The sequence below is a fragment of the Frisingicoccus sp. genome, assembly GCA_016298055.1.
In the GTDB taxonomy this organism is placed as follows: domain Bacteria; phylum Bacillota; class Clostridia; order Lachnospirales; family Lachnospiraceae; genus Frisingicoccus.
The window spans coordinates 1-12,477 of sequence record JAEDDO010000057.1; the positions used below are offsets into that span (position 1 = coordinate 1).

The 12,477-nt window shown below is 43.8% G+C and carries 13 protein-coding genes; all 13 read right to left on the reverse strand.

The genetic code is table 11. The annotated features are described in order from the left end of the window. Nucleotides 1-110, reverse strand: a 110-nt coding sequence (locus tag QZZ35_RS06160; RefSeq protein ID WP_291236613.1) for a cytidylate kinase family protein, incomplete at its 3' end; no start/stop codon positions are given. 118 nt (nucleotides 111-228) lie between these two features. Beyond that, nucleotides 229-1,005 carry a type III pantothenate kinase gene (locus QZZ35_RS06165; RefSeq protein WP_291236606.1) on the reverse strand — a complete coding sequence of 259 codons (777 nt, stop codon included), beginning with the start codon at nucleotides 1,003-1,005 and terminating at the stop codon, nucleotides 229-231. Between the two features lie 20 nt (nucleotides 1,006-1,025). Further along, nucleotides 1,026-2,231, reverse strand: a complete 1,206-nt coding sequence (gene coaBC, locus QZZ35_RS06170; protein ID WP_291236607.1) for a bifunctional phosphopantothenoylcysteine decarboxylase/phosphopantothenate--cysteine ligase CoaBC — start codon at nucleotides 2,229-2,231, stop codon at nucleotides 1,026-1,028. Beyond that, the gene (gene panD, locus QZZ35_RS06175; protein ID WP_291234454.1) at nucleotides 2,231-2,632 is read right to left on the reverse strand and encodes an aspartate 1-decarboxylase; all 402 of its coding nucleotides are present in this window, start codon (nucleotides 2,630-2,632) and stop codon (nucleotides 2,231-2,233) included. Before panD ends, coaBC begins: the two co-directional genes overlap by 1 nt. A gap of 5 nt (nucleotides 2,633-2,637) precedes the next feature. Beyond that, nucleotides 2,638-3,480, reverse strand: coding sequence for a pantoate--beta-alanine ligase (panC, locus tag QZZ35_RS06180; RefSeq protein WP_291234455.1), 843 nt, complete (start codon nucleotides 3,478-3,480; stop codon nucleotides 2,638-2,640). A gap of 12 nt (nucleotides 3,481-3,492) precedes the next feature. Beyond that, nucleotides 3,493-4,320: a 3-methyl-2-oxobutanoate hydroxymethyltransferase gene (gene panB, locus QZZ35_RS06185; RefSeq protein WP_291236608.1), complete on the reverse strand. Its 828-nt coding sequence runs from the start codon at nucleotides 4,318-4,320 to the stop codon at nucleotides 3,493-3,495. Further along, a complete protein-coding gene (locus QZZ35_RS06190; protein WP_291234457.1) occupies nucleotides 4,317-5,174 on the reverse strand; it encodes a Rossmann-like and DUF2520 domain-containing protein in 858 nt (285 codons plus the stop codon). The genes panB and QZZ35_RS06190 overlap by 4 nt, the downstream gene beginning before the upstream one ends. 211 nt (nucleotides 5,175-5,385) lie before the next feature. Further along, complete coding sequence (locus QZZ35_RS06195; RefSeq protein ID WP_291236609.1) at nucleotides 5,386-6,675, reverse strand: dihydroorotase; 1,290 nt, start codon at nucleotides 6,673-6,675, stop codon at nucleotides 5,386-5,388. A gap of 23 nt (nucleotides 6,676-6,698) precedes the next feature. Further along, a complete protein-coding gene (locus tag QZZ35_RS06200; RefSeq protein WP_291236610.1) occupies nucleotides 6,699-7,583 on the reverse strand; it encodes a 3-hydroxyacyl-CoA dehydrogenase family protein in 885 nt (294 codons plus the stop codon). Between the two features lie 21 nt (nucleotides 7,584-7,604). Beyond that, nucleotides 7,605-8,264: a YkgJ family cysteine cluster protein gene (locus tag QZZ35_RS06205; RefSeq protein WP_291236611.1), complete on the reverse strand. Its 660-nt coding sequence runs from the start codon at nucleotides 8,262-8,264 to the stop codon at nucleotides 7,605-7,607. Nucleotides 8,265-8,275: 11 nt separating this feature from the next. Continuing rightward, a complete protein-coding gene (locus QZZ35_RS06210; RefSeq protein WP_291236612.1) occupies nucleotides 8,276-9,142 on the reverse strand; it encodes a DegV family protein in 867 nt (288 codons plus the stop codon). A gap of 14 nt (nucleotides 9,143-9,156) precedes the next feature. Continuing rightward, a complete protein-coding gene (locus tag QZZ35_RS06215) occupies nucleotides 9,157-10,506 on the reverse strand; it encodes an MATE family efflux transporter (protein WP_334299452.1) in 1,350 nt (449 codons plus the stop codon). A 155-nt stretch (nucleotides 10,507-10,661) separates the two neighbouring features. Next, complete coding sequence (gene aspS, locus QZZ35_RS06220; protein WP_291234462.1) at nucleotides 10,662-12,407, reverse strand: aspartate--tRNA ligase; 1,746 nt, start codon at nucleotides 12,405-12,407, stop codon at nucleotides 10,662-10,664. Nucleotides 12,408-12,477: the final 70 nt, after the last annotated feature.

Below are 12,477 nucleotides of genomic sequence, written 5' to 3' on the forward strand. Positions count from 1 at the left end.
ATCATTTCCTTATCATAAAAGTCAATACCCAGACGTTCAGCCAGTGCCTGTCCAATCAGTCTTCCGCCGGAACCGTATTCTCTGCTGATCGTAATTACAAAATTATCCATTATTCTGCCTCCTTAAATTTGTCATATATATCCTCTTGATTTTATCATCGAATAGAATAGGTGTCAATTTGATGAAAAAAATGAGGGACGAGAAGTTTCTTCCCATCCCCCGCTTTTATCAGGATTCTTTTGCATTTTTCTGATAGATATACCATAAACCTTTCAATAATAAATCCGGTTCATAAACAATGTCATGCCTGCAATGAGGAACGATCATACCGGCAGTACCCCCTGTCGCCAGTACAGTCGCATCCTTTCCAAGCTCTTCTTTCAAAATATCAATAAGTCCGTCCAGCATAGACGCATTGCCGTAAATCAATCCGCTCTGCATACTTTCGATCGTGTTTTTTCCGATAATATGCTTCGGTTTCTCGAAACGAATGTATGGAAGCTGGGATGTACGCTCTGTCAGCGCATCCTGAGAAATCTTGATTCCCGGCATGATCAGCGTTCCCAGATAGGACCGCTTCTCATCAACGATTGAGCAGGTTGTCGCTGTACCCATATCAAAAATGATCAAAGGTCCCTCATATTCCTCGGAAGCTGCAACCGCATCCACGACCAAGTCCACTCCAAGGCTGGCCGGATGATCCGTCGCAATACGGATTCCGGTCTTCATCCCCTGACCGACAACGAAAGGTGAAATTCCTGTCATCTGCTCCATCCCTTTTCGAACAACATCTGTCAGTCCCGGCACAACCGAGGATATGATCACTCCCTGAAGCCCCTCAAAACTCACCTGATAAATATCCATGAGGTTCTTCAGTTCAATCATAAACTCTTCCTTGGTTTTCTGTTTATCTGAACGAATTCTTACCGAAAACTGAACCTTACGTTCGTTGTCCATCAGACCGATAACAATATTTGAATTTCCAATATCAACTGCAGCAATCATCGATGACACTCTCCTCTTTTTTAGATGTTTTTTTCTTCCCAGATCTGTTTCAGTGCGTCCAGAAGCCGATCTGCTGCTTCCTCTTTTGATAAAAGAGGCAAATCTTCTACTTTATCTTTTTCAATAAGAATTAAATGATTGGTATCTGTTCCAAAACCTGCTCCGTCTTCTTTTAAACAGTTAGCGGCAATCATATCCGCATTCTTTTTAGCAAGCTTTGCCGAAGAATTTTCAATCACATCTCTTGTTTCCATTGAAAAACCGCAAAGGACCTGATCCTGTCTTTTATGCTGTCCAAGCCAGGCCAGAATATCCGTCGTACGTCCGAGTTCCAGGAACATCTGTGCATCTGATTTTTTAATTTTATCCTCTGCCTCAGATATCGGATGATAGTCGGCTACTGCCGCTGCTTTTATGATTACATCCTGATCCTCGAAACGTGCCTTGACTGCCTCAAACATTTCCGCTGCACGTATAACAGGAACAACTTTTACAAATGGCGGCGGTGCAATGGATACCGGTCCGCTGATCAGTGTCACATCTGCTCCGCGAAGCATGGCCTGACGTGCGATGGCATAGCCCATTTTTCCTGTCGAATGGTTCGTCAGATAACGTACCGGATCTAAAGGTTCCTGGGTCGGCCCCGCTGTCACAAGAATCTTTTTTCCTTTAAGATCTTTTTCACATGCGATCTCTCTTAAAATATAACTCAGAAGAACTTCTTCCGAAGGCATCTTTCCGTCTCCGGTAACACCGCAGGCCAGATAGCCCCGATCCGGCGGAATAATGATTTTTCCAAAACGCTCTAGTTTTGCCAGATTATCCTGAAGAATCGGATTGTGAAACATGTTCACATTCATCGCCGGTGAAACAAGGACCGGGCAGGTCATCGCCATCGCTGTTGTGCTGAGCATATCATCCGCAATACCATAAGCCATTTTGGCAATAATGTTAGCAGATGCCGGTGCCACCAGAAATACATCGGCCCGGGATGCCAGTGAAACATGTGCAATATTGAACTGAAAATTCCGGTCAAAAGTATCGACCATACATTTATTTCCTGTCAGTGTCTCAAATGTTGTCGGATGAATAAAATTTGTAGCATTTTTTGTCATGATCACATGAACATCCGCGTGAAGTTTTACAAGAGAACTTGCAAGTCCGGCAATCTTATAAGCCGCAATACTTCCTGTCACGCCAAGAACAACTGTCTTTCCTCTGAGCATCAGCCTACCTCACCCATTTCAGACAGAAGTCCGTGTTTCTCATAACGTGTGATTCTGCTTACTTTGTTTTCCTCATCCACAAAGACAACCTTTGGTGCATAGCCTTCCATCTCATCCGGTGACATGCCGCAGTAACACATAATAATAATCTTATCGCCCACCTGAACCATACGTGCAGCTGCACCGTTCAGACAGATCATTCCGCTGTTTCTCTCGCCTGCGATAACATAAGTTTCAAAACGCTGTCCATTGTTAACATCTACAATCTGTACCTGTTCATATTCTGAAATTCCGGAAGCCTCCATCAGTGCCTCATCAATTGTGATACTTCCCACATAATCAAGTTCTGCCTGAACTACTGTCGCACGATGAATTTTTCCTTTTAACATTGTCATTATCATATTCATTACTCCTGTATAAAATTATCGATCAATCGGGTCTTTCCAATATATACTGCCATAGCTACTAAAACCGGACAGTCCACTTTATGGTGAACTTCAATCGTATCCCATTTTACCATTTCCACATAATCAATTCGGGCCATCGGTTCAGCCGAAATGATCTGCTTCATCGCATCAAGGACTTTATCTCCATCTGTCTCTCCGTCAGCAATCATCGCCTTGCCGGCAAAAACAGCCTTGCTGAGTACTAATGCTGCCTGACGTTCCTCTGCAGACAAATAGGTATTTCTTGAACTCTTTGCCAATCCGTCTTCTTCACGGATGATCGGGCATCCGACAACAGTGACATTCATATTCAGATCTCTCACCATACGGCGAATCACTGCCAGCTGCTGTGCATCCTTTTCACCGAAATAAGCTTTATCCGGTGTGACAATATTAAATAATTTATTTACAACTGTACACACACCTCTGAAATGAATCGGACGGCTTTTTCCACAAAGTTCCTCTGTCACACCGCTTGTATCCACAAATGTTGTAAAATTATCCGCATACATCTCGGATACTTCCGGTGCAAAAACAAGTGCCGCACCGGCTTTTTCACAAAGGATACTGTCCGCATTTAAATCTCTCGGATAACTCTCCAGGTCTTCTGTCGGTCCAAACTGGATCGGATTGACAAAAACACTGACAACAACTCTGTCATTTTCCTGAACAGCTCTGTCAATTAAACTTTTATGTCCCTCATGAAGATAGCCCATTGTCGGAACAAATCCAACACTTAAGCCTTCTTTTTTCCATTCTCTGACCTGTGCTTTCACACCGGCCACAGTCTTTTCTATCTGCATCACAGCTGCCTCCTAATATAATTTTTCAATGACTTCATTAGAAATTCCATATCCATGTTGTTCCGCAGGGAAAACGCCCTCTGCCACTTCTTCAATGTAAGACTGGAATGCATTCTTCATCGCTTCACCGATATTCGCATAACGTTTTACAAATTTCGGTGTAAAATCTGAGAACATTCCGAGCATATCCTGATATACAAGAATCTGTCCGTCACATCCAGCTCCGGCTCCGATTCCGATCGTCGGCACATCTACGGCCTCGGTCACCAGTGTGGCCAGTGCAGATGGCACGCATTCGAGAACGATGGCAAATACGCCAGCTTCAGCCAGTGCCTTTGCATCATCCAGAAGTTTCTGAGCCGCTGCCTCATCCTTACCCTGTACCTTATAGCCGCCAAAAGCGTTGATAGACTGAGGTGTCAGTCCCAGATGTCCCATGACCGGAATACCTGCCTGAACAATGGCTTTAATCTGAGGAACAACTTCAATTCCGCCTTCAAGTTTAACCGCATTGGCTCTGCCCTCTTTCATAAGGCGTCCTGCATTATTCAGGGCATCATAGACAGAACCCTGATAAGACATAAACGGCATGTCGACAACGACAAGGGCATTTTTAGCGCCTCTTGCCACGGCAGCACCGTGATGGATCATATCTTCCATTGTGACAGAAATCGTGTCCTCATATCCAAGGATGACATTGCCCAGTGAATCTCCGACAAGAATACCGTTAATTCCTGCTGCATCTACAAGACTTGCTGTTGAATAATCATAGGCTGTCAGCATGGACAGCTTCTTTCCTTCTTCCTTCGCTTTGCGGAAGGTTGCAACTGTGTTTTTCATTTTAAATTCTCCATTCCTTTCAAAAATTGGGATAATTCATCATAATCCCGCTCCGGATGTTTCCGTTTTGCAATGTCCGTTAAAACCTCGGACAAACGCACATAAATTTCCCGTTCCTCTTCCGGCAGAACATTCAAATGCTTCTGGATCGTTTTCAGATCGCCCCGCTCCACAGGACCCGTCAGCGCATCTTTTGCACCTACCGAAGCTACCGACTGACTATTATGTAAAAATAACGGTTTCAGTGCGGCTTCTCCGCTTTCTCTGTCAAATCCGCATGCCATAAGCAGATTTACACCTGTCTCAAATAATCCTGTCACCAGATTGCTGGCAAAAACCGCCGCACTATGATATAACACCTTCTGTTCGGCACGAATAAGACGCACAGGATTACCCAGATTTTCAAAAAATTCTTTCCAAAAATCCAAATAACATTCAGATCCTTCAATTGTAAAATAAGCTTGAGAAATTTCCTGATACGATTGCAGTTTACTGTGGACTGCAAACAAAGGATGGATAGAATAACCAAATGCTCCCATCTGGTCAATCTCAGAAAATACAGCGGACGTCATAACGCCGCTACAGTGACAAATAAACTTGCCTGTCAAAGAATATCGTTTTATAGAATTCCACACGTCTTCAATGGCTCCGTCGGGAACCGTCAAAAACAGAGCATCACTCGACGCTATAATTTCTTCCAGTGTCTCGTAATACTTCGTATGTGTAAAAAGAGATGCCTGTCTGGCCGATTCTTTACATCTGCTATAGTAACCGGATACACACACGTTGCGTTCCGACATATATCTGCCCAGTGTAAAGCCAACTTTTCCTGCACCAACAAATCCTATTCGCATCCTATCACCTTCCCTTCAGGTGATGCTCTCGTTAGAATCCCATTCGTTTAACGATATAAGTTCCATACAGATTCAATGACAAATCGCGGATTTGCAAACAAGTTTATAATAACACCGGTATGCCCCGTCGGGGCATTCCCTTAAAAAGGTATAGTTTCTTCTGAGGAATACTATCCGGAGTTATTATAACACATTCTAATCTGATGTAAAGCTAAAATTTTCCATCAGAATAAACAATTTTTCCATCGCATATGGTAAATTTGACTTTTCCCTGAAGGGTATCGCCGATAAATGGCGAATTAGAAGCCTTGGATTTAAAGCTCTCGCCCACCGTCCATGTTTCATCTTCACTGAAAATGACCAGATCGGCCTTTCCTCCGACAGCTACATGTCCCGCGTCCAGATGATACAGTGCCGCCGGATTGACTGTCAGCTTTTCAAGAAAATGAGACAGACTCAAATGTCCCGGTTTCACTAAATGGGTAATTCCGAGAGCCAGTGCGGTTTCAAGACCGATCATTCCGCTCGGAGCCGATTTCATATCCTTTTCTTTTTCCTCTCTGCTGTGAGGCGCATGATCTGTAGCAATATAATCAATTGTGTCGTCTTTAAGCCCCTCAATGATCGCAAGACGATCTGCCTCTGTACGAAGCGGAGGATTGACTCTGGCCAGTGTTCCTTTTTCGAGAACAGCTTCTTCCGTCAGCGAAAAATGCTGCGGTGTGGCTTCTGCATGAATATTTTTACCAAGCGCTTTCATGGCACGGACAATGGCCACCGATGTACCGCTGCTGATATGCTGAATATCAATTTCCGCACCGGTACTTAAAGCCAGTGCACAGTCTCTGGCAACCAGTACATCTTCCGCAACAGCCGGAGCACCCTCCACCCCCACTGCGGCAGAGACAGGTCCCTGATTTACACCGAAACTGCCGATCAAAGCCGGATCTTCCTCATGAAAACTTAACGGAACATTCAAGGCCTTTGCCATCTTCATCGCTTCCATCACGATGGCCGTATCTTTGATCGGCACACCGTCATCGGTAAAACCGACTGCGCCAAGTGCTTTTAATCCGATCATATCCGTCAGCTCTTCCCCTTTAAAACCCTTTGTGATAGCTGCCGTGTTCAGGACATGGACCGGCATATCTTTCGCTCTTTCTCTGAGATAAGACAGTGTCTCCTCATTATCAACTATCGGTTTTGTATTTGCCATGCAGATGACCGTTGTATATCCGCCGGCTGCAGCTGCTGCCGCACCGGTTTCTATGTCCTCTTTATAAGTAAATCCCGGTTCACGGAAATGTACATGCACATCGATCATCCCCGGTGCCACGACAAGCCCCTGCGCATCGATCATACGATCCTCTTCCCTATGTTTCTGATCCGCACCGCCCGGCGAAAAAATTCCCGCGATACGATCCCTTTCAATACAAATATCACATACTCTGTCTGTCTGACTTTTCGGGTCTACCAAACGACCATTTTTTATCCACAACATTCATTTTCCTCCTGTATTTGCCTCTATTCTTCCCAGTTATCGATCAAATTTTTCATATCTTTGTATTTACGATTTCTCCGTGCGACAGCCTCCTGACCCCGGCCTTCGCTGTAATCATAAAAGCCGCGCCCGCTCTTTACACCGTAAAAACCCTGTTTATACAAATCTTCGATGAGTTTCTGAGGCTCCTTTGCATCACATAAATCCTCATTCAGATATTCTGAAATATGATAAAATGTATCCAGCCCTCCAAAATCCGCCACTTCAAAAGGACCGTAAGCCCCATACCTGAAACCGATACCGTATTTCATCACTGTGTCCACATCTTCAACCGACGCAACACCCTTCTCCACAATATCCATACATTCTCTCAAAATTGCAAACTGGATCCGGTTTGCAATAAATCCGGGCACATCTTTATGACAAATAACCGGTTTTTTTCCGATGGCTTTTGCCAGTCCGTAAACTTTCTGAACATAGTCTTCCTCTGTCCGGTCATTGCATATGATCTCAATAAGCGGAATCAGATTGGACGGATTGAACCAATGCATACCGAGAAAACGTTCTTTCCCATCGACCCTCTCACAAATACGATTCATGGACAGACCTGACGTATTGGTGGCAAGTATCGTTTCCGGCTTCACGATTTTTGAAAGCTTCTCAAAAAAATCCTGTTTGACTTCCAGATTCTCCACAATCGACTCGATAATAATGTCACAATCGGACAGTTCCTCCAGCTTCGTTGTCAAAAACAGCCCGTCGCCCTCTCCGACAGAAAGAAGCTTTCGCCCCCGCTCAAGAGAAGCCTCTGTCCTTCCCCAAAGCCAGGTCTCATAGCCCTTTTCCGCAAAGATCTGTGCCATCGTAGCTCCCATTAACCCGGTGCCGCATATTCCAATCTTTTTCATATCCTTCTGACCTCCCTTATATTACAACATGCCAAACATCTTCTCTGATTCTATGATCCGCCCTTCGACTGCATTATAAAAATCATCCTCCGGGGCAATCGGATCCATATAAAACTTCTTCAGAACATACATACTGACTTGCTTTCTAAGACTTTCATCTTCCTTTTCATCCAACATATCCTGCAGATTTTTCAGAAAATAATGCCACCGGCATATAAATGCTTCCTGTCTGGATAATTCCGGTTCTTCCAGCCATTTTTTTATCTTGACTTTCGACGGATGTTCATTTTTACACTCATGAACCTGAAGAAAATATTTAAAACTGTTGTTCTCATAATATCTTCCTAATGGGAAAAGCCGGCATATTCCGGGACGAAAGGGATGAATCTCACACTGATTTTTATCATTCAAAAAACCGCAGCTCTCATTTTGCCCCTTCATTCTTAAATTAGGCAAAATAATACCGTCCACCACGTTGAGCTCAATTTTATCGGCCATCAACATTTCAAAACTGCACTGCAAATGCGAAGTCATACGGTAAATGTCCAGAGGATCCAGAACAATACTTGTTCCCATCCCCTTACAGCAACTTCCGCAGCCGCTGCATCCGGCTTTTACCATAGCATTTGAATCATAAAGTCTGCCGTCCGATATATCTGCCATATCCACATGTCTCTTCATTTGTTCTTCCTCTACTCCAACACTTTATAAATACCTGCGGCAAAAGCTTCCGGTCCTGTGTGCGCCGCAACACTGCATCCAAGATCAAAATAAACGACTTCAAATTCCGGAAATGCAATTTCTACTTCTTTTCGCCACTCTTTCGCATCCTCCGGATTTCGGAATGTACCTGCTGTTGCAATCCGCATTTTTGATACATCTTCTTTTCCAAAACGTTCTGTCAGGTCATGCCGTATCGCTTCAATAATCTTTGCGCGGCATTTTTTCGTACCTCGTGTTTTGGCAAAGGAATCCAGTTTATCTCCCTGAATCGTCAAAATCGGTTTGATATGCAGTACGGTACCGACAGCCGCCGCTGCTGCCGTAATACGGCCGCCTTTTTTCAAATATTCCAGCGTATCGACCGCAATATAAATACTGCAGTCATAGGCTGCATCCTCCAGTGCTTTTTTTATCTGGGCTGCACTCTTGCCATCCGCTGCAAGCTTTAAGGCATCCCGCACGGAACCATACTGGGGAACAGAAATTCTGTGATTATCTGCCACCTGAACCTTTCCATCATAATCCTGGGCCAGCATGATCGCGCTGGAACAGGAATTACTCAGTCCGCTGGACATCGGAATATAGATAATTTCATCATACCCTTCTTTTAATGTCCTGTCCCACATATCAAGAAGCTCCCCCGGTGACGGCTGGGATGTGGAAATCTCACTTCCTCCTGTCAGTCGCTCAAAAAAACTCTCCAGAGTCAGATCGATGCCTTCATAAAAGGTTTCTCCGTCAATAATGACCGGCATAGGCACAACATGTACCCCCATCTTCTTACCTGTCTCTGAAAAAATACCGCTGTTGCTGTCTGTCATAACCGCTATCTTCATATCATCTTCCTCCCCTAAACTGATACAGACTTCACTCTATCGCTCATACGCCTTCTCGCCCATATAAAACAAACAAGATGGGCTGAAAATGTCAAAATCCAGGACACCGGATAGGAAATATAGATCGACTGAACATTATGAAATTCCGGTATCTGAAAAACTGTTGCCAACCACAAAATACGAAAACCACAGGCTCCGATCAAAGATACGATCATCGGCATGACCGAATATCCTATCCCCCGGAGTCCGCCGACCATCACATCCATCATTCCTGCAATAGCATACAAAGTAGCAATATATTTTAAACGAATCAGCCCAGCCTCAATCACTTCCGGACTGGAAGAATAAATTCCTATTAGATTCTTTCCAAAAAAAATGCAGCCATTCCCCATGACCAGACCTACAAAAATAACACAGATCAATCCGTTGAATAATATACGGTTAAGACGCTCATATTTTCCTGCGCCCACATTCTGGCTCATAAATGAGATCGTTGCCTGATAAAAAGCATTCATGGAAACATATACAAAACCTTCGATATTGCCTGCAGCCGAATTCCCCGCCACAACAGCAGCACCAAAAAGATTTATAGACGATTGTATGAGTACATTCGATATAGAAAATATCATTCCCTGAAAACCGGCCGGAAGACCTATTTTTAAAATTTTCAGCAGCTTATCCCTGTGTATACCTAATCTGGAAGGAATAAACTGTATTCCGCCTTTCTCTCGCATCATGCATCGAATAACGAGGAGGGCGGAAACTGTTTCAGAAATGATCGTCGCCAGAGCCACACCGGCCACATCCATTTTGAAAAAAATAACAAAACATAAATTTAAAATAACATTAATCACACCTGAAAATGTCAGGTAATAAAGCGGCCGCTTCGTGTCTCCGACGGCACGCAGAATCGCACTGCCAAAATTATAGATCATCATTGACGGCATGCCGATAAAATAAATCCGAAGATAGAGCGCCGCAAGATCAAGGACCTCTCCCGGCACTTTCATGAGCGTCAGCAGCCACTTCGCACTGAGAGCTCCCCCGACTGCCAGAATCATTCCGCTGAAAATACTGATCAACATGGCAGTATGAACCGTCTCACTCAAATCCTTCTCTTGTTTTGCACCATAAAACAGACCGGTAAGCACATTGGCACCGACCGACAGACCAATAAATAAGTTCGTTAAAAGATTGATCAATGCCGTATTGCATCCGACCGCCGCAAGAGAATTATCCCCCGCAAAACGTCCGACAACGACAATGTCTGCCGCATTAAATAAAAGCTGAAGAATACTGGAACAAATAAGCGGAACCGCAAACAAAAGCATCTTTTTCAGTATCGGTCCGCTGCACATGTCCATCTCATAACGTTTTTTTTGACTTTCCCTCACTATCATCATTTCCCTATATTATCATTTCCTAAAAAGGATACTTCTACAATAATAACACGTTTATCAGTTCATGTCACCCATTTAAAAAGGACCGGTAAAATTTCCTTACCAGTCCTTTAAAACTATCAGTCTCTGACTTTAATATGAGCTTCTCTAAGCTGTTTTTCTGTAACAAATCCCGGTGCGCCGCACATAAGATCCTGTGCATTGCTGTTCATTGGAAATGCGATAACTTCACGAATATTTTCTTCATTTCTCAGAAGCATAAGCATACGGTCCACGCCCGGTGCCATACCTGCGTGCGGCGGAGCGCCAAACTGAAATGCGTTGTAGAGGGCTCCGAACTTCTCTCTCAATGTCTCCTCATCATATCCGGCAATTTCAAAGGCTTTTACCATAATCTCAAGGTCATGATTTCGAACAGCACCGGAAGATAATTCCACACCGTTGCAGACAATGTCATACTGATATGCAAGAATATCCAGCGGATCCATTGTCTCTAAAGCTTCAAGACCGCCCTGCGGCATTGAAAACGGGTTATGGGTAAATCCGATTTCTTTTGTCTCTTCATCCACCTCATACATAGGGAAATCATTAATAAAGCAGAAACGATAAGCTTTATCTTCCAAAAGATCCAGACGTTTTCCAAGCTCGTCACGAATCTGTCCCGCATAACGGCAAGCCAGCTTCTCAGATGCAGCGATAAAGAAGATCGTATCACCCACACCGAGAGACGCCATGTCTGCAAGTTCTTTTTTCATATCTTCCGGAATAAATTTATCAATCGGTCCTTTATAACTCATATCCTCCATAACTTCCAGATAACCTAAGCCGCTCATTCCGATCTCCTGTGCAAATTTCAGAAGTTTTTCATGGAAACCTTTTGAGAGGTCCGCATGTACGCGAATCGCACGGACAGTCTTTTTATGAAATGGCTTAAATGTACATCTCTGAAAAAACTCCGTCACATCAATGATGCGGAGAGGATTTCTTAAATCCGGCTTATCTGTTCCGAATTCCAGCATCGCCTGTTTATAACTGATGACCGGAAAGGGTGCCTCTGTTACCGCATAACCTTCCGGTGCAAATGTCTTAAATGTGTCCGAAAGAACTTCTTCACCAACCGCAAAAACATCTTCCTGAGTTGCAAAACTCATCTCAAAATCCAGCTGATAAAATTCTCCCGGTGAACGGTCTGCACGTGCATCCTCGTCGCGAAAACATGGGGCGATCTGATAATATTTATCAAAACCCGCTGTCATCAAAAGCTGCTTATACTGCTGTGGTGCCTGAGGAAGTGCATAAAACTTTCCTTTATGGACACGGGAAGGCACAATATAATCTCTGGCTCCCTCAGGAGAAGAAGCACACAGAATCGGAGTCTGGATCTCAACAAATCCCATATCTTCCATTTTGTTTCTCAAATGACGAATCACTTTTGAACGGAATAAAATATTATCCTTCACCTTCTGATTTCTAAGATCAAGGTACCGGTATTTTAATCGAACATCTTCACGGATATCTTTTGAAGATCCGATTTCAAAAGGAAGGTCTTTATAAACCTTTCCCAAAATTTCAATTTCTTTGACATTCAGTTCGATGGTCCCTGTTTCAATCTTTGGGTTATAGGTCTCTTCATCCCTCTCCTCGATCACACCACACACAGACAGACACTGTTCCTTACGGATGCCTTTAAATAATTCCGTGTTTCTGAAAACGACCTGCATCACACCATACATATCTCTCAAATCAACAAAGGATACACCGCCATGGTCACGGATATTTTCTACCCATCCGGCCAATCTTACCTCCTTGCCGATATCTTCTGTGCTTACCTGATTCATCGTCTTACTGCGATATACTTTTGACATAATTCCTTCTTCCTTTCTGCAAAACTCATTGTCGGACTAATCTCAAAAAAGGACTGTGTGGAGTCGGAAT